Origin of the sequence: Streptomyces pyxinicus (assembly GCF_024753135.1) — a bacterium.
Lineage (GTDB): Bacteria > Actinomycetota > Actinomycetes > Streptomycetales > Streptomycetaceae > Streptomyces > Streptomyces pyxinicus.
Window position 1 is genome coordinate 1 of the sequence record NZ_JANUGP010000016.1, and the last position, 20039, is coordinate 20039.

At 72.2% G+C, this 20039-nt stretch carries 6 protein-coding genes; 4 read left to right on the forward strand and 2 right to left on the reverse strand.

From position 1 onward, the window contains the following. Positions 1-1381: beta-ketoacyl [acyl carrier protein] synthase domain-containing protein (locus NX794_RS20740; protein ID WP_258780111.1), on the reverse strand; the 1381-nt coding region annotated here is incomplete at its 3' end. 183 nt (positions 1382-1564) lie between these two features. Next, positions 1565-2086: a pyridoxamine 5'-phosphate oxidase family protein gene (locus NX794_RS20745; protein WP_258780112.1), complete on the reverse strand. Its 522-nt coding sequence runs from the start codon at positions 2084-2086 to the stop codon at positions 1565-1567. Between the two features lie 366 nt (positions 2087-2452). Here NX794_RS20745 and NX794_RS20750 point away from each other — a divergent pair, with 366 nt between their 5' ends. The 4 genes from NX794_RS20750 to NX794_RS20770 all read left to right on the forward strand — a co-directional run bounded on the left by NX794_RS20750 (position 2453) and on the right by NX794_RS20770 (position 20021). Beyond that, positions 2453-14254, forward strand: a complete 11802-nt coding sequence (locus NX794_RS20750) for a type I polyketide synthase (RefSeq protein ID WP_258780113.1) — start codon at positions 2453-2455, stop codon at positions 14252-14254. Between the two features lie 54 nt (positions 14255-14308). Further along, a complete protein-coding gene (locus NX794_RS35915; protein WP_309506011.1) occupies positions 14309-18403 on the forward strand; it encodes a type I polyketide synthase in 4095 nt (1364 codons plus the stop codon). Between the two features lie 71 nt (positions 18404-18474). Next, positions 18475-19305 (forward strand): SAM-dependent methyltransferase, encoded by an 831-nt coding sequence (locus NX794_RS20765; RefSeq protein WP_258780114.1) that lies wholly within the window; start codon positions 18475-18477, stop codon positions 19303-19305. Positions 19306-19520: 215 nt separating this feature from the next. Next, positions 19521-20021: a hypothetical protein gene (locus NX794_RS20770; RefSeq protein WP_258780115.1), complete on the forward strand. Its 501-nt coding sequence runs from the start codon at positions 19521-19523 to the stop codon at positions 20019-20021. The last annotated feature ends 18 nt before the right edge of the window (positions 20022-20039 follow it).

The window sequence follows — 20039 nt, forward strand, 5'->3', positions numbered from 1 at the left end:
CCGGTGCCTGCCCGGAGTCCGCCTCACCGGTCTCAGGTTCCCTGCGCGGCGCCGCCGAGGCGGGCGGGGCATCGCTGATGAGCAGGTGGCAGTTCGTGCCGCCCATGCCGAAGGAACTGACGCCGGCGATCAGAGGGCTGTCGGCCGATTCCCACGAACCGAGGTCCTGCTGCACTCGGAGATTGAGCTCGTCCAGCGCGATGTCCGGGTTGGCCAGCTCGTAGTTGAGACTGGCCGGGAGTTCGCGGTGGCGGATCGCCATCGCCACTTTGATGAGGCCGGCGATCCCCGCGGCTGCCCCCAGATGCCCCAGGTTCGTCTTGACCGATCCGACGGGCAGCGGTCGCGTTCGCGGCCGGGCGGAGCCGACAACGGCACCGAGCGCGGAGGCCTCGACGGGGTCGCCGGCGGGTGTTCCCGTTCCGTGCAACTCGACGTACTGGAGTTGTGCGGCACTGATGCGAGCGCGCTCGTGAGCGCGGCGCAGGACGTCTTGTTGTGCGAGCTCATCGGGCTGGGTGAGGGCCTGCCCGTTGCCGCTGTGGTTCACGGCGCTCCCGAGAATCACGCATTGGGGAGTGTCACCGTCGGCCAGGGCGTCCTTGAGCCTCTTGAGCACGACGAGCCCGCCGCCTTCGCCCGGCACATAACCGTTGGCGCGAGCGTCGAAGGTGTAGCAGCGGCCGTCCGGTGACAGCGGACCCCAACGGTCTGCGATGTCCACGGACTCCGGCAGCAGGTTGAGCTGCACGCCGCCCGCGACGACGAGGTCCGACTCACCGGTGAGCAGACTCTGGCAGGCCAGGTGAACGGCGACCAGCGATGACGACTGACCGCTGTCGATGCCCACACTGGGCCCGTGCACGTCCAGGAAGTGGGAGAGCCGGTTGGCGATCAGCGAACGTTCGGTACCGGGGTAGGTGTGCCGGGTCGCCGCAGTGGCACCGTCGCGGTGCACGAGGTGGGCGTAGTCGTCGGCGAAGGCGCCCACGAAGACACCGAGTCGGCCGCCGCGCACGCTGTCCGGCACGATCCCCGCGTCCTCCAGCGCCTCCCACCCCAGCTCCAGTACGAGTCGCTGCTGCGGGTCGACGGATGCCGCCTCGCGGGCGGAGATACCGAAGAACTCGGCGTCGAACTCGTCGACGGCGTCGAGGAATCCGCCCCAGGGGGGCGCGACCGTCCTGTTCGGGCCGCGTCGTCCGGGCGGGCGCTCGGTGATCGCGTGGCGTCCCGCGGCCAGGAGGCGCCACAGTTGCCGAGGACCGTCAGCGCCGGGGAAACGGCAGGACGCACCAACCACCGCGATGTTGCCGTCTTGGGCCCGGACATCCACCCGGATCGTCCCCTTCCACGTTCGAATCGCGTCTTGCAGGTCCACGGCAGCGAGCGTCATTCACCGTGAGTCGTCAGAGGACAACGTGAGTTGCAAGAGGGCCCGCCGGGGCCACGCTCTGGCCGAACCGGCGCGGCGCGATGCACACGGGGCGCGCCACCACCGGTCCACGAAATGGAGCAATGGAGAGACCTGGGCCGTAATTACCGCACGGCCGATCTCAGCCGGTCAGGGCCGCGGAAAGTCCCACCTGGTCGCGGACTCCCATCCGGCAATGCCCGCCCACCCGTAGACCCTTTCGGGATTCAGCCGAAACACCGGAGCGCTCTGGCCGAAACGCGTGTGGACGCGATCCTCGCTCACCGTGAGTTCCCAGTCGTATTTCACCCCGACGCCTTCGGCGAGCACGTTGATGTCGTCGTTCCCGAGCACTCGGGAGCAACTGCCCTCGATCATCACGACGTCCTCGCCGACCTGCAGGTTCACAGAGGCCCGCGGGTTGACCTTCAGGAATTCGCCGGAGCGGTTCTGGCTCGAGAACCAGAAGGTGTCCTGCTCCCAGATACCCCACAGGGGCCTGCTGTGCGGGCGCCCGTCCGGGCTGGTGGTGACCAGCCAGTAAGTGGCCGCGGACTTCAGCAGATTCTCCGCCCAGCTCCACGGTTGTGTCGGCCCTGGCGCGGTCTGACGGAAGATGAATGCCGGCGTCCCCGTCGGCTTCTCCTCGTTGTCCAACACCTCGGCAGTCATGCTGCTGTCCCTTCGCTCGTCCGCTGCGGGCGACCAGCGAGACACACCGGTCTGGCTTTCGCGGTTCATGCTCGCAGTGCGACTGCGACAACGACACCCCGAAAAACCGCGCGCCGACCGGGAGGGCGAATAGGGGGGTTAGGGGGTGCCCGCGACAACGTCGTAAGAGCATGGTTGTTCACGCGACCGCCCAGAGGCGGTTCTGATCGTGCTCCCACCCAGGCCTTTTCGGCGCAGCTCTTCGCCGGACCGCCGGCCTCAGCAGACGCCTGCCACGTGTCCAGGCATGACAAGTCCGGGGTATGCCGGACCACTCCGGGGTCCCACGGGCCACTGGAACAGACAGAGACAGATGGGGTTGCTCGTATGGAGAACGAGGACAAGCTTCGCCAGTATCTCAAGTTGGTCACGAGCGACCTCTACCAGGCTCGCAAGAAGATCACGGAGAGGGAGGCCCAGGACACCGAGCCGATCGCCATCGTCTCGATGGCGTGCCGCTTGCCCGGCGACGTCTGGTCGCCGGAGGACCTCTGGGAACTGGTCTCCAGTGGCACCGACGCGATCGGCGACTCGCCGACCGACCGGGGCTGGGACATGGACAGCATCTACGACCCGGAGCCCGGGAAGCCCGGAAAGACGTACACCCGCGAGGGCGGCTTCATGTCCGGCCTGGCCGACTTCGACGCGGACTTCTTCGGCATCTCCCCACGCGAAGCTCTCGCCATGGACCCGCAGCAGCGGATCGTCCTTGAGGCCGCCTGGGAGTCGTTCGAACGTGCCGGCATCGACCCGGAGACCCTCCGCGGCACCGAGACGGGTGTGTTCATCGGCTCCAACACCCATGACTACGTGCCGTTGACCGTCACGGCCCCCCGCGAGGTCGACGGCTATCTGCTGCTGGGCAACGCACCCAGCGTGCTCTCCGGCCGGGTCGCGTACACGTTCGGCCTCGAAGGCCCCGCTGTCACCGTCGACACCGCCTGTTCCTCCTCGCTGGTCGCGATGGACTACGCCATTCGGGCCCTGCGCCGCGGCGAGTCCACGATGGCTCTGGCCGGCGGTGTCGCGTCGATGTGCTCGCCCCTGGTCATGGTCGACTTCAGTCGGCAGCGCGGCATCGCGCCCAACGGCCGGTGCAAGGCGTACGCGGACACCGCCGACGGCACCGGCTGGTCGGAGGGGGTCGGCCTGGTCCTGCTCGAGCGGCTCTCCGACGCACAGGCCAACGGCCACCCGGTGCTGGCCGTCATCCGTGGTTCGGCGATCAACCAGGACGGTGCCTCCAACGGCCTGACCGCTCCCAACGGACCCTCCCAGCAACGGGTCATCCAGGCGGCGCTGGCCGACGGCCAGGTTCCGATGGAGCAGGTCGACCTGGTCGAGGGGCACGGCACCGGCACCCGGCTGGGCGACCCGATCGAGGCACAGGCCCTGCTGGCCACCTACGGACGCAAGAAGAAGAACGGCGAGCCGCTGTGGCTGGGCTCCCTGAAGTCGAACGTGGGCCACACCCAGGCGGCCGCGGGCGTCGCCGGTGTGATCAAGGCGGTGATGGCCATGCGCCACGGCGTCCTCCCCAAGACGCTGCACGTGGACGAGCCGACGCACGAAGTGGACTGGTCGGTCGGCGGCGTCGAGGTGTTGACGGAGAACCGCCCGTGGCCGGAGAACGAGTGGCCGCGCCGGGCAGGTGTGTCGTCGTTCGGCATGAGCGGTACCAACGCGCACGTCATCATCGAGGAGGCGCCCGCGCCGGAGGCGGTCGAGGCCGAGCCGGTGAGCACGCAGCCGACCGCCTTGCCGTTCCTCCTCTCCGCCCGTACTCCGCAGGCCCTGGCCGGTCAGGCGACGCGGCTGCGCGACTGGCTCGCCGAGGAGGACGTCGCCCTGCTCGACGTCGCGAAGTCGCTCGCGCTGCGCCGTGTGACGTTCGAGCACCGCGCCGCCGTGGTCGCGGGCAACAAGGAGGACCTGCTCGCGCAGCTCGACCTGCTGGCCGGCGGCGGCAGCGGTGCCACGGCGGTCGTCGGCACCGAGTCCCGCGGTCTCACCGCGGTGATGTTCCCCGGACAAGGCTCCCAGCGCACCGGCATGGGCGCCCAGCTCGCGGCCGCGTTCCCCGTCTTCGCCACGGCGTACTCGGAGGTGCTGGGGCGGCTCGACCCCGAGCTGCCGCGGATCATCGCCGAGGGCGGCCCGACGCTGGACCGGCCCGAGTACGCGCATCCCGCGCTGTTCGCGATCGAGGTGGCACTCTACCGACTGGTCGAGTCGTGGGGGCTGCACCCCGACCACCTGCTCGGTCAGTCCTGCGGGGACATTGCGGCGGCGCACGTCGCGGGTGTGCTGTCGCTCGAGGACGCGGCCACCATGGTCACCGCCCGGGCACGGCTGATCCAGACCTCGGCCGCCGGCGTGATGGTCTCGGTCGCGGCCGGCGCCGACGTGGTGGAGCCGGTCATCGCCGACTTCGAGGGCGTTTCGCTCGCCGGTATCAACAGCCCGGGCTCAGTCACCCTCTCGGGGCTGGAGGGCCCGGTCGAGACGGCCGTGGCGCGACTGACCGAGCTGGGCCACTCGTGCCGCACGCTGCGGGTCGGCGTCGCGGGCCACTCGGTCACGATGGAGCCGATCCAGGCCCAGTTCCGGGCCGTGGTGGAGACGTTGACCTATTCGCCCCCGACCATCCCGTTGGTGGTGCCCGCCGAGGTGCTGTGCACCCCCGAGTTCTGGGTCCGGCAGATGCGCGACCCGGTGGACCTCGTCGGCGGCGTGGCCCGGCTCCGCGAGCGTGGCGTCACCCGACTCGTCGAACTGTCGCCCGCCGCGTCGATGAGCAGCGACGTACGCAAGTGCTACGGCGACGAGTCGGTGGTGGTCACGCCGTCCCTCCGCAGCCGGCGCGACGAGGTGGAATGCATCGCCGTGGCGATGGCCACCCTGCACGCTGCCGGTGTCGAGGTGGACTGGGCCGCCTTCTTCGCCGGCACCGGCGCGCGAAGTGTCGACCTGCCCACCTACGCGTTCCAGCACGAACGCTTCTGGCTGGAGACCAGCCACGTCGGAGGGCACGACCTCAGTTCGGTCGGCCTGCGCTCGGTGGACGCCCCGCTCCTGGGTGCCGGCGTCTCGCTCGCCAACGACGGCGGCTTCCTGTGCACCGGCCGGCTGTCGCTCTCCGCCCAGCCCTGGCTCGCCGACCACGCCCTGTTCGGCCGCACCCTGCTGCCCGGCACCGCGTTCGTCGAGTTCGCGCTGCGCGCGGCGGACCAGGTCGGCTGTGAGCTGGTCGAAGACCTGACCATCGAGGCTCCGCTGCTGCTGGAGCGGGGCGGCGTGGCGCTGCAGATCGTGGTCGGCGAGCCGGAGGAGTCCACCGACCGGCGATCGATCACCATCTGGTCGCAGCAGCAGGACCCGGACTCCCCCGACACCGAGGCGGCCTGGACACGGCACGCCGGCGGTTTCGTCTCGGGGACCGCCGGCGTGCGCCGCGACGACCCCGAGATGGCCGAGTGGCCGCCCGCCGGTGTCGAGGAGGTCGAACTCGGCGACTTCTACGAGACCTTCGCCGCGGCCGGGTACGGCTACGGGCCGGTGTTCCGCGGCCTGAAGGCCGCCTGGCTGCGTGACGGGGAGATCTTCGCCGAGGTGGCGCTGCCCGAGCACGTGGGCGACGCCGGCGCGTACGGCATGCACCCTGCTCTGCTGGACGCCGCGCTGCACGCGATCGCGGTCACCGGCGCCACCGAGGGTGTCGTCCCCTTCGTGTGGTCGGGCGTCCGGCTGCACGCCGTCGGTGCCTCCGCGCTGCGCGTACGGCTGACTCCGGTGGGGACCGACGCGGTGGCACTGCTGGTCGCCGACGGGACCGGCCGCACGGTGCTGTCCGTCGACTCGCTGACCTTGCGGTCCGCCACCGCGGAGCAGATCGCCGAGAGTACTTCCCAGGCCCACGGCCCCCTCTACGAGATCGAGTGGGTCCCCGCCGGTGAGGCCGAGGCCTCGTCGCCCGCCGGCTGGGCGAACCTGAGCGGCGGCGCGCCCACGACAGGCACGGCGTACGACGGCTTCCCCGCGCTGCGGGCCGCCCTCGACGCCGGGGGCGAGGTGCCCACCGTGGTGCTGGCCGCTCCCGGTCCCGACCACGACCACGACGTGGCTGCGAGCGTGCACTCGGGTGTCAACCGGATGCTGGAACTGGTGCGCCACTGGCTGGCCGACGAACGGCTGGCCGCCTCACGGCTGGTCCTGGTCACCCGGGGCGCGCTGGCCACGTACGAGGGTGAGCACGTCGGCGACCTGACCGGTGCGGCCCTGCACGGCCTGTTCCGCTCGGCGCGTGCCGAGAACCCGGGCCGGCTCGTCCAGGTCGACCTCGCGCCCGGCGAGCCCGACACGGCCGTGGAGGCGGCGCTCAGCGCCGGGGAGGACGAGGTCGCCGTACGCGCGGGCACGACCCTGGTGCCGCGCCTGGTCAGGGTCTCCTCCTCGACGACGCTCACCGTGCCGGCGGAGACGGCCGCCTGGCGCCTGTCCGCCCCGCGCCCCGGCACTTTCGACGGGCTCGCCCTGATCGAGTCGCCGGAGGCGGCCGCGCCACTGGCCGAGGGCGAGGTGCGGATATCCGTCCGGGCCGCCGGCCTGAACTTCCGGGACGTCATGTCCACCCTGGGCCTGGTCCGCGGTCAGGAAGTGCTCGGCGGCGAGGCGGCCGGAGTGGTGACCGAGGTCGGCCCGGGAGTCACCGGTCTCGAGCCCGGAGACCGGGTGATGGGCCTGTTCTTCGGGCCGTTCGGGCCGGTGGCCGTGGGCGACCACCGGATGGTGGTACCGATCCCGGACGGGTGGTCGTACCTGCAGGCCTCGACCGTTCCGATCACCTACCTGACCGCGTACTTCGGGCTCGTCGACGTGGCCGACCTGCAACCCGGCGAGTCCGTGCTCGTCCATGCCGCCGCCGGTGGTGTCGGCATGGCGGCCGTGCAGCTGGCCACCCATCTGGGCGCCGAGATCTTCGCCACCGCCGGCCCCGCCAAGTGGGCGGCCGTTCGCGAGCTCGGCATCCCCGGCGAACGCGTCTCGAACTCCCGCACCGCACAGTTCGAGTCCGATCTGCTCGGCGCCACCGACGGCCGCGGCGTCGACGTGGTCCTCAACTCGCTCACCAACGAGCTCGTGGACGCCTCGCTGCGACTGCTGCCGCGCGGCGGCCGGTTCGTCGAGATGGGCAAGACCGACATCCGCGACGCCGACTGGGCGGCCGAGGCGTTCCCCGGTGTGCGCTATCAGGCGTTCGACCTGCTCGCAGTGGCCCCCGAACGGGTCCACGAGATGTTGACCGAGCTGCTGGACCTGTTCGACCGGGGCGCTCTGACCCTGCCTCCGACCACCACCTGGGACGTCCGCCGGGCCCCGGACGCGCTGAGGTTCCTCAGCCAGGCCCGGCACATCGGCAAGATCGCCCTGACCGTCCCGGTGCCCGCCGATCCGGCCGGGACTGTGCTCGTGACCGGCGCCTCCGGCGCACTGGGCGGCCTGGTCGCCCGGCACCTGGTCGCCGAGCACGGCGTGCGCAACCTCGTGCTGGTGAGCCGGCGCGGCCCGGATGCCCCCGGCGCCACCGAGTTCGCCGCCGAGCTGACCGGGCTGGGCGCGTCGGTGACGACTGCCGCCTGTGACGTCTCCGACCGCGCATCGCTGCTCGGGGTGCTGGCCGCGATCCCCGCCGAACATCCGCTGACGGCGGTCGTGCACATCGCGGGCATCAGCGACGACGGTGTCGTCGGCTCGCTGACGACCGAGCAGGTGGACACCGTGCTGCGTCCCAAGGTGGACGCCGGCTGGCTCCTCCACGAGCTGACCAAGGACCTCGACCTCTCCGCCTTCGTGCTGTTCTCCTCGGCCGTCGGGGCGTTCGGCGCACCGGGCCAGGCCAATTACGCCGCCGCCAACGCGTTCCTGGACGCTCTCGCCCGGCACCGCCGCGCGCTGGGGCTGCCCGCCGTCTCGCTCGACTGGGGCCTCTGGGCCGCCACGAGCCACATGACGACCTCCCTGAAGGAGGCCGACTGGGAACGGATGGCACGCGCCGGCATCAAGCCGCTGTCCGACGAGGAAGGCCTGTCCCTCTTCGACGCGGCCCTCACCGTCGGGGCCCCGGTGGTGCTGCCGGTCCGGCTCGACCTGGCCGCGTTCCGCGGAGAGGTGCCGCCCCTGCTGCGCCACCAGGTCTCCGGGCGGGTGCGGCGTGCCGCCGTCGCGAGCGGCGGCGGTGCCGGCTCGTGGACCCGCCGTCTGCTCGCCCGGCCGCCGGCCGCCCGGCACCGGATCGTCCTGGACGCTCTCGCCGCCGAGACCGCGGCGGTGCTCGGGCACGCGTCGGCGTCGAAACTCCCGCCGGACCGGACGTTCAAGGACATCGGCTTCGATTCGCTGGCCTCGGTGGAGCTGCGCAACCGGATCACCGCCTTCACCGGCCTGCGGCTGCCCGCAACGGTGGTCTTCGACTACCCGGACCTCACTTCGCTGACCGAGTACGTGCTCGGCGAGGTGGTCAGCGCCGGCTCCTCCGCGTCGGCGGCACCCGCGCGCGCCGCGGCGGACACCGGCGGCGACGCGATCGCCATCGTCGGCATGGCCTGCCGCTACGGCGGCGGGGTCGACTCGCCGGAGGCGTTGTGGGCGATGGTCGAGGAGGGCCGGGACGCCGCCACGGAGTTCCCGTCCGACCGCGGCTGGAACCTGGCCGAGTTGTTCGATCCCGAGCCCGGCCGCTCGGGCACGACCAACGCCCGGGCGGCCGGCTTCCTGCACGGAGCGACCGAATTCGATCCCGAGTTCTTCGGCATCTCACCGCGTGAGGCCACCGCGATGGACCCGCAGCAGCGTCTGCTGCTGGAGTCGGCGTGGGAGGCGTTCGAGCGTGCCGGTATCGATCCGGTGGCGCTGCGCGGCACGAAGACCGGCGTGTTCGTCGGCCTCAGCGCCCATGACTACGGCAATCTGCTCGCGCTCGAATCGCGCGGTCTCGACGGCCACCTGCTGACCGGGACGGCGCCCAGCGTGGCCTCGGGCCGCATCGCCTACGAGTTCGGCCTCGAGGGCCCCGCGCTGACGGTCGACACCGCCTGTTCGTCCTCGCTGACCACGCTGCACATGGCGGCCCAGGCGCTGCGGACCGGTGAGTCCGACCTCGCGCTGGCCGGCGGTGTGGCCGTGATGTCCACGCCGGTGGTGTTCCAGGAGTTCGCGCTGCAGGGCGGCCTCTCCGCGGACGGCCGCTGCCGGGCGTTCGGCGCGGACGCGGACGGCACCGGCTGGGCCGAGGGCGTCGGACTGCTCGTACTGGAGCGTCTGTCGGACGCCCGCCGCAACGGCCACCAGGTCCTCGCGGTGGTGAAGGGCTCCGCGGTGAACCAGGACGGCGCCTCCAACGGGCTGACCGCGCCCAACGGCCGCTCGCAGCAGCGGGTGATCCGAGAGGCGCTGGCCAATGCCGGTGTCTCCGCCGCCGATGTGGACGTCGTGGAGGGGCACGGCACCGGCACCAGGCTCGGCGACCCGATCGAGGCGCAGGCCCTGCTGGCGACGTACGGGCGGGAGCACACCGAGGAGACCCCGCTCTGGCTCGGCTCCCTGAAGTCGAACCTGGGCCACGCGCAGGCGGCCGCCGGCGTGGCCGGGGTGATCAAGATGGTCCAGGCGCTGCGGCACGGCCTGCTGCCCCGGACGTTGAACGCCGAGGAACCCACCCCGCACGTGGACTGGTCGGACGGTGCCGTGAAGCTGCTGACCGAGGCACAGGAGTGGCCGGAGCGCGACCGGCCCCGGCTCGGTGCCGTCTCCGCGTTCGGAATCAGCGGCACCAACGTGCACGTGGTGCTGGAACAGGCACCGGAGCCGGAGGGGCCGCCCGCTCCGCACGCGCCCGGTCAGGTACTCGCGCAGTCCGTCAAGCCGTTCGTCCTCTCGGCTCGCGGCGCGGCGGCACTGCGCGATCAGGCGGCCAGGCTCGGCGCCCACCTCGCCGAGCACCCGGAGGTGGACCTCGACGCCCTCGGCCGCTCGCTCGGCGGCCGGGCCACGCTGGAGCACCGGGCCGTGGTGCTCGCCGAGGACCTGGGCACGCTGACCGCGGGGCTCACGGCGATCGCCGGCGGCACGACGGACTCCCACGAGGACGTCGTGCTGGGCAACGGCGGCGACACGAACCAGCCGGTCTTCGTCTTCGCAGGTCAGGGTGGCCAGTGGAGTGGCATGGCCCTCGATCTCTGGAACACCAGCCCGTTGTTCGCCGCCGCCATGACCGAGTGCGACGCGGCGCTGGCCCCGCACGTCGACTGGAACGGCGCCTCGCTGTCGGACGTGCTCACCGGCGCTCCGGGCGCGCCGAGCCTGGAGCGGGTGGACGTGGTGCAGCCCGTGCTGTTCGCGGTGATGGTGTCCTTGGCACGGCTGTGGAGGTCGCTCGGGGTCGAACCGGCCGCGGTGGTCGGTCACTCGCAGGGCGAGATCGCGGCGGCCGTGGTGGCCGGTGTCCTCACGCCGGCCGACGGCGCCCGCATCGCCGGATTGCGCTCGCGCTTGATCGCCGGCCTGACCGAGCGCGGCGGGATGGGCTGGATCGGCCTGCCGGTCGCCCGGGTCCGGGAACGGCTCGCCGACTACCCGGGGCTCGGCGTCGCCGCGGTCAACGGGCCGCGGTCGGTGGTCGTCTCCGGCGCCGCCGACGAACTGCGGAGCCTGTGCGCGGCGCTCGCGGCCGAGGAGGTCCCGGTGCGCACGCTCCTGGTCGACTACGCGTCGCACTCGAACGCGGTGGAGGAACTGCACGCCGAGCTCGTCGACGCGCTGGCCGACGTCGTGCCCGCCGAGGCGGAAGTGCCGTTCTACTCCACGGTCACCGGCGGGCGGGTCGACGGCACCGATCTGAACGCCGACTACTGGTACCGCAATCTCCGGGAGACGGTGCGGTTCAGCGCGGCCGTCGAGGCTCTTCTGGACGACGGGCACAGCTGCTTCGTGGAGCTCAGCGCGCACCCGGCCCTCGTCGACGCGGTCGAGGCGGTGGCCGAGGCCCGGGACGCCGAGGTCGCCGCGTCGTGGTCGTTGCGGCGGAACGGCGGTGACGTCGCGTTCACCCGCTCTCTGGCCACGGCCTTCGTGCACGGGGCAACGGTCGGCTGGGGGAAGGCGTTTCCCGCCGGTGGCCGAATCGACCTGCCCACTTACGCGTTCCAGCACCGCCGGCTGTGGGTCGAGCCCGCCGGCGCGGTGACCGCGAGCGCCGCCGACTTGGGGCTGGTGTCCGCGGATCACCCTCTGCTGGGTGCCGCCGTGGAACGCGCCGGCGAGGACCAGGTGCTCTTCACCGGCAGGTGGTCGCTGGCGACCCATCCGTGGCTGGCCGACCACGTCGTGCTCGGCACCCTCCTGCTGCCCGGAGCCGCCTTCGTCGAGCTGGTCACCCACGCCGGGCGTCACGTCGACTGCGCCCGCTTGGAAGAACTGGCCTTCCAGGCGCCGCTGGTGCTCTCGGAGAAGTCGGGGGTGGCGGTGCAGGTCGCGGTCGGCGCCGCCGACTCCACCGGTCGGCGTCCGGTCACGGTGCACTCGCGGCGCACCGGGTCGGGCGCCGACAGCAGGTGGATCCTGCACGCGGAAGGCACGCTCGCCCCCGTCGGTACCGGCCCGGTGCCGGGCGACCTGAGGGTCTGGCCGCCGGCCGGCGCGGAGGCGGTCGAGGTGACCGGCCTCTACGCGCGGCTCGCCGAGCGCGGATACGCCTACGGGCCCGCCTTCGCCGGGATCCGTGCGCTGTGGCGGGACGGCGAGGACATGTACGGTGAGGTCGCGCTGCCGGACACGGTCCGTGCCGAGGCGGGGCGGTTCGGCCTGCACCCGGCGCTGCTGGACGCCGCCCTGCAGGTGCCGGTCGCCGGGCTGATCGACAGCGAGAGCGAGGCGGTGATGCCGTTCTCCTGGAACGGCATCACCGTGCACACCCGGGGAACGAACTCGCTTCGGGTCGCTTTCCGGCGCAACGGCTCCGACTCCTCCACGATGCTGCTGACCGACGGCGCGGGCGACCCCGTCGCCTCCTTCGACTCCGTCGTCGCGAGGCCGGTCAGTCGTGCACAGCTGCGGAGCGCCGTGAACGCCGCGGCCGACACCGACGCCGACGACGGGAACTACCGCGTCACGTGGCGCGCGCTGCCCGGCGGCACGCGTACGCCGATCGACGGTACCTGGCTGGCGGTGGTCCCCGAGGGGCAGCCGGCCGAGGGCTGGGCCTCGGAGACCGTGCGCCGCCTCGCCGCCCACGCGCCGGATTTGGAGACCTGGGTCGTACCGTGCGGGAACCTCGACCGGGCGGCGCTGGCCCAGCGGCTCCGCGAGCTCGCGGCGAACGGAACGAGCCCGGTCGGGGTGCTGTCGCTGCTGGCCGAGGATGAGACGCCGTGCGAGGCCGCGGCGGCGCTGCCCCAAGGGCTCGCGGGCACGGTGGTGCTCACCCAGGCCCTGCTCGACGCCGAACTCGACGCCCCGGTCTGGGCGGTGACCCGGGGCGCGGTGGCGGCCGGTCCCCAGGACCGCATCGGCTCGCCCACCCAGGCGCTGGTCTGGGGATTCGGACGTGTCGCCGGGCTCGAACACCCGCGGCTCTGGGGCGGCCTGATCGATCTGCCGGAGACGGTGGACGACCACGCGGTCGCCGAACTGGCCGGTGTGCTCGCGGGCAACGGCGAGAACGAGGTCGCCGTACGCTCCCGGGCCGTCCTGGCCCGCCGTCTGGTCAGGGCGGCAGCGCCCGACCAGGAGCCGCCCGAGTGGCGGCCTCGCGGTACCGTGCTCGTGACGGGTGGCACGGGTGGCCTCGGTGCCGAAGTGGCCCGCTGGCTTGCCGACCGCGGTGCCGGACATCTGGTGCTCGCCAGCCGCAGCGGCGCCGAAGCGGCCGGGGCCCAGCGCCTGGTCGAGGAGCTGGCCGCCAGGGGCGTCTCGGTCTCGGTGACGGCCTGCGACATCACAGACCGGGCCGCCGTGGTCGAGTTGCTGGCCTCCGTTCCCGCCGAGCGCCCGCTGACCGCGGTCGTGCACGCCGCGGCCAGCCTCGACGGCGGCCCGATCGCCGACACGACGCTGACCGAGTTCGGCGACACCTTGGCCGCCAAGGTGCTCGGTGCGGCGCACCTCGACGAGCTGCTCGACCACGACAGCATCGAGACCGTGCTGCTGTTCGGCTCCATCTCGGCGACCTGGGGCGTCGGCAACCAGTCCGCGTACTCGGCCGCCAACGCCTACCTCGATGCCCTGGCGCGGGAACGGCACGACCGCGGCGGCCGCACCGTCTCGGTGGCGTGGGGCCCGTGGGAGGCCGGAATGCCGGCCGAGAACGAGGAGATGGCCGACTCGCTGCGCCGCGGAGGTCTGCCCCTGCTGCCGGTGGACTCCGGTCTGGCGACCCTGGACCGGATCGTCGCCGAGGACGAACCGTGCCCGGTCGTCGCACGAGTCGAATGGGCCCGGTTCCATGCCCGCTTCACCTCACTGCGGCCCAGCCCGCTGCTGGCCGACCTGCCGGACGTCCGCCGGCTGCGGACGGCGGAGTCCCCGGCCTCGGCCGAACGCGGCGCGGCCCTGATCGAGAAGCTCGCCGCGCTGCCGGAGGAGGACCGGGAACCGGCCGTGCTCGATCTGGTCTGCACGCACGTCGCGGCCGTGCTCGGCCACGACTCTCCGGAGGAAGTCGATCACAGGCGGGCCTTCAAGGACGTCGGCTTCGACTCGATGATCGCCGTCCAGCTGCGCAACCGGCTCAACGCGGCGACCGGGTTGCGGCTGCCGGTGACGCTGGTCTTCGACTACCCGAATCCGACGATCCTGGCCTCGTTCCTGCGCTCCGAGGTGGCCGCCGCCGTGCCGTCGCCGACGGACGCGGCGCTGGCCGAGTTCGACCGGCTGGAGGCGTCGCTCTCCGCACTGCCGACCGAGGAGACGGAAGTGCGCGACGTGCTCGTCGGCCGGGCGCGAGACCTGCTGAGCCGGCTCACGGGCCCGGCGGAGGCGGCGAGCGCCGAGGGCGACGTGGCGACACTGACGGCGGCCTCCGACGACGAACTGTTCAGTTTCATCAACACGCAGCTCGGCCGCCGGGACGAGTGATCCCCGTACGCACGTGGAACGTGCCGGGGCGTCGGACGAGAGGTCGAGGAGCAGATGGACGACAACGATCACAAACTGCGGCACTACCTGAACCTGGTCACGGCAGACCTCGTACAGGCCCGCAAGCGGTCGGAGGAGCTGGAGCGGCGGGTCGGCGAGCCGATCGCGATCGTCGGCATGGCATGCCGCTATCCGGGCGGCGTGCGCTCACCGGAGGATCTGTGGGAGCTGGCGGTCACCGGGCGGGACGCGATCACCCCGTTCCCCCAGGACCGGGGCTGGGACCTCGACTCGCTCTACGACCCCGACCCCGGTCGCCCGGGTACCAGCTACACCCGGCAGGGCGGCTTCCTGAGCGACGTCGCGGACTTCGACGCGCAGTTCTGGGGCATCTCGCCCCGTGAGGCCACCGCCCTGGATCCACAGCAGCGGCTGCTGCTGGAGACGTCGTGGCAGGCCCTGGAGCGGGCCCGGATCGATCCGCACTCGCTGCACGGCAGCGAGACCGGGGTGTTCGTGGGCCCGAGTGTGACCGACTACGCGGCCCTGTTGGCGCGCTACCCGGCCGGTTTCGAAGGGCTCCTGCTCGGCGGCCTGGCAGGAGCGATCATCTCGGGCAGGATCTCCTACCTTCTGGGGCTGGAGGGTCCGGCGGTGACCCTCGACACCGGCTGTTCCTCGTCGCTCACCGCCCTGCACCTCGCGGCGGGAGCGCTGCGCGCCGGGGACTGCTCACTCGCCCTGGTCGGTGGCGTTTCCGTGTTGGCCACGCCGGGCTCGTTCGTCGAGTTCAGCACCCAGCGCGGGCTCGCTGCGGACGGCCGGTGCAAGTCCTTCGGCGACGCCGCGGACGGCACGGCCTGGGCGGAGGGTGTCGGCTTGGTCGTGGTCGAGCGGCTTTCCGACGCCCGCCGCCACCGGCACCCGGTGCTGGCGGTGCTGCGCGGCTCGGCCATCAACCAGGACGGGGCGTCGAACGGGCTGACCGCGCCGAGTGGCCCGTCCCAGCAGCGGGTGATCCGGCGCGCGCTGGCCGCGGCCGGGCTCACGTCCTCCGACGTCGACGCCGTCGAGGCACACGGTACCGGCACGACACTGGGCGACCCGATCGAGGCCCAGGCGCTGCTGGCCACATACGGGCGTGACAGGCGGCCCGGCCGTCCGCTGTTCCTGGGGTCGCTCAAGTCCAACCTGGGCCACAGCCAGTCCGCCGCCGGCGTGGGCGGTCTGATCAAGACGGTGATGTCGCTCCGGCACGGCACGCTGGCACCGACGCTGCACGCCGACCCGCCGTCCACCGAGGTCGACTGGACGGCCGGCGACATCGAACTCCTGCAGGAGTCTCGGCCGTGGCCGGAGACGGGGGACCGGCCACGGCGTGCGGCGGTCTCCGCCTTCGGTATCGGCGGCACCAACGCGCACGCCATCCTCGAAGCGGTGCCCGAGGACGACCCCGGAAGGGAGGGCGACGGCGTCGCGCACCGCACGCTCGCGGCCGTTCCGTGGCTGGTCTCCGGCCGCACGGCGGCCGCGATGCGCGCCCAGGCCGCGCGGCTGGCCGCCTTCCTGACGGACCGGGCCGAGCCGGCCGACCCCACCGACGTCGGATACTCACTGGCCACCACGCGTGCCGCCCTGGACAGCCGCGGCGTCGTCGTGGCCGCCGATCGGGACGACCTGCTCGCCGGGCTCGGCGCACTCGCCGGGGGCACACCGCACGCCGCGGTCACGACAGGCACCACCGTGCGCGGACGGCTGGCCTTCCTGTTCACCGGCCAGGGGGCGCAGAAGCCGGGCATGGGCCGCGAGCTGTACGCGGAGCACCCCGTCTTCGCCGAGGCGTTCGACGCCGTCTGCGCGCACCTGGACGGTCCGCTCGGGCGTTCGCTGCGTGACCTGACCTTCGCCGGGGACGACCCGCCGGACCTGCTCGACCGCACCGGATTCGCCCAGCCGGCCCTCTTCGCCGTCGAGACCGCGCTGTTCCGGCTCGTCGAGTCGTGGGGTGTACGCCCGGACTTCGTCGCGGGGCATTCCATCGGCGAGGTCACTGCCGCGCACGTGGCCGGGATACTGTCGCTTGAGGACGCCTGCGCGTTGGTCGCCGCCCGGGCGCGCCTCATGCAGGACATGCCTCCCGGCGGCGCGATGGTCGCTGTCCGTGCGGCCGAAGAAGACATCCTGCCGATGCTCGATCAGCTGACCGGCCTCGTGTCCGTGGCCGCGGTGAACGGTCCCGCCTCGGTGGTGCTCTCCGGCGACGAGAAGACACTCGCCACGCTGACGGCGACGCTCGCCGACAAGGGTCTCCGCCCGCGCGGACTGCGGGTGAGTCACGCCTTCCACTCACCGCGGATCGACCCGATCCTGGCCGGCTTCCGGTCGGCGATCGAAAGCCTCTCGTACGCCGCGCCGCGCATCCCGATCGTGCCGCTCGCACCGGGCGGGGCGGACCGGGGCGAGCGGATGCGTTCGGCGGACTACTGGGTCGCGCAGGCCCGTGAGGCGGTGCGGTTCCACGACGGTGTCGTGCGCCTGAGCGAGGCCGGTGTCACCACCTTCCTGGAGCTCGGGCCGGGCGGGGTCCTCGCCGCCCTCGGCCGGGACTGCCTGCCGCCGGCCGGTCCGGGCATGCCCGAGCGGGTCTTCGTGCCGACGCTGCGTCAGGGCCGGGCCGAGCCCGCCGCACTGCTGGACGCGGTGGCCGCCCTTTTCGTCCGCGGCGTGCCGGTCGACTGGCGCGCGGTCTACGCGGGCTCCGGCGCCGCCCAGCTCGACCTGCCCACGTACGCCTTCCAGCGCCGCCGTTACTGGCTGGTCGATCACCTGCCGATCGGGGCGAGTCTGCTGGCCGACCAAGGGGTCGTCGGCGGGACGGGCGCCCCGCTGTCGGACGCGGTGACGGCCGAGACGGTCCCCGGGATCCCCTCCGTACGCGCCACGATGGCCGATCGCCCGCGCCAGGAGTGGGCGGAGATCCTGCTCGCCGCGGTGCGCGACCAAGCGGCACAGCTGATGGGCTACGACGCGCCCGAGGACGTGGACCCCCAGCGGGGCTTCGCCGAGCTGGGCTTCGACTCGCTGACCGCAGTCTGGCTCACCGAGCGCCTGAGAGCCGTCACCGGGCTGGAGCTGTCCCGGACACTGGTCATCGACTGGCCGACGCCGCACGCCTTGGCGACACATCTGGCCGACCGGTTCGCCGCGCTCGGCGACCTCGAGACACCACCGGCCGCCCCCGCCGCCGCACCGGCGCGTCCGACGCCGGCGGGCGCGGACCGGGCGACGCCGCCCGCGACCGATCCGCTGCCGGTCCTCTTCGCCCAGGCGTGCGCGCAGAACCAGGTGAAGGACGGGTTGGAGCTGTTGGCCGTCGCCGCCCGGATGCGCGTGGGTGCCGGCTCGCCCCATATGCGGGAACCGGTCAGGTTCTCCCAGGGGTTCGCGGGCCCGACCCTGGTCTGCGTCCCGTCCGTGATGGCCCCCTCCAATGTCTACCAGTACGCTCGGACGGCCGACACGCTGCGTACGACGCACAACATGGCTGTGCTGTCGTTGCCGGGCTACGCCGACCACGAGTCCCTTCACCGCACCCGGACCGATCTGGTGGCTGCGGTCGCCGAGACGGTGCTCTCCCACGTGACCGGCCCCTACGTCCTCGTCGGATACTCCTCCGGCGGCTGGATCGCACACGCGGCAGCCGCCCGGCTCAAGGATCTCGGCACCCCACCGGAGTCACTCGTGCTGCTGGACAGCCACCTGCCGGGCAGTACGGGTCTGGCCGAGATCCAGTTCGACCTGCTCGGCGACGCGTATGCCGAATGGACCGCGACGCAGCCGCCGCGCGGCGCCGAACTGACCGCGATGGCGCACCACCTCCAGTTGTTCGACGACTGGGCACCGACCGACATCGACGGCGTGTCGACGCTGCTGCTGCGTGCCACCGGACGGATGGGCGGCCAGCCCCGCACGGGCGAGCACTGGCGGGCCCACTGGGGCCCCGACCATGACACCATCGACGTGCCCGGCACCCACCTGAGCATGATCGACGAACACGCCGCGAGCACCGCCTCGGCAATCAGCAGCTGGCTGGCCCGGCGGCCCGTCCGTCCCCGGCACACCGACTCGATCAGGCAGGACGCCCCGTGACCGACACACGCCGGTCGAACAGCCCCGCACGCGGACACGCGGCTACTGATCACGCCATGGAGGAGAAGGACATGACTGACCACATGGATGCCCAGCCGGAGCGGGTCTCGGACTTCTACGACGTGTTCACCCACATGTTCCTGCGTTTCTGGGGTGAGAACTTCCACTATGGATACTGGCTTTCCGACGAGGACGACAGTTCCGTGGACGTCGCCACGGATCGGCTCACCGACGTGCTCATCGAGCAACTGGGGCTGCGGCCCGGCCAGCGGATGCTCGATGTCGGCTGCGGTATCGGAACGCCCGCGCTCCGCCTGGCCGGTACGGTCGAGGCGGACATCACCGGCGTCACGATCAACTCGGGACAGGCGCGGGAGGCCAATGCCCGCGCCGCGGCGGCGGGCCTGTCCCATCGCGTCCGGTTCGATCACGCCGACGCGATGGCGCTGCCCTATCCCGACGCCTCGTTCGACGTGGCCTGGGCGTTCGAATCGCTCCTGCACATGGAGCGTTCCCGCGCGCTGGCGGAGATGAAGCGGGTGCTGCGCCCCGGCGGCCGCCTGGTGATCGCCGACACCTGCCAACGCGAGCCGATCAGGCCGGAGTACCAGGACGTACTCGACGACGCGAAGGGGAAGTTCGCCATCGTCGAGCTTCCCGGCATCGACGACTACCGGGCCCTGATCACCGACGCGGGCCTGAAGCTGGACGAGCTGCTGGACGTCAGTGAGCACACCAGGCGGACACTGCGGATCATGGCCGACGGCGCGAGCGAGCACCGTAGCTCCCTGGAGGAGCAGTTCGGTGACGCGGCCCGGCAGTTGATCGAGGTCCTGGTCCACCCGATCTCCGCGCTGCCGGAGTTCGGCTACCTGGTGGCCACGGCGCACAAGACGCCGTAAGCGCGTCGCCGGCCGTCGAAGCGGGGAGAGCGGCCGAGCGCGAGGGTCGCCGGGCCGGCCGATCACTCGCCGAGCGCTCCGCCGCACCGATGTGACTGAGCCTTTCAGTTGGCCAGTTGAGCGTTGGCGGGGCAGGGTACCGGCCGGACGCGCGTGTTGATGTTGGCTTCCGTGTTTCCTTGGTACACGGCTCGGCCGCGCAGGGTGCTGTCGTCATGGGTGACGTACAGGGCATCGACGTACTGGAAGCTCCGGTGTGGTCGCATTCCTGCCTGCTCGATGAGCTCGTGCTGTCGTACGCGCTGCCCGGCCGTGCCGCCGAGTGCCTGGATCTGGGGCCGGGATGGCCGCGTACATGGACGGTGACGTGGAAAGCTGGTACGTCCGAGCGGGCCGGTCAGCGTCATCGGCCGGGGCTGGAGTGCCTGGTGTCGACCGGGCGGCAGCACGGCTTCGAGAGTCTGGCCGAGCGGTGGCTGCTGCTGGTCCTGGACTTCGTGGGTGGGTTCGACGAGGTGCTGTCCCAGCCGTTTCGCCTGCGGTTCTTCTCCTCGGAGGGGAAGGGCTCACACATCCGGACTTCCTCGTGCTCGCTGCGGGGGCCTGCCGGCTGGTGGACGTGCGGCCAGGGGATCTGGTCGAGGAGGCGGACGAGGTCCGGTTCGCCGCGGCCGCGCAGGTGGCGGCAGCCGCGGGCTGGCGCTATCTCGTGGTGACCGGCTGGCGTCGGCAGG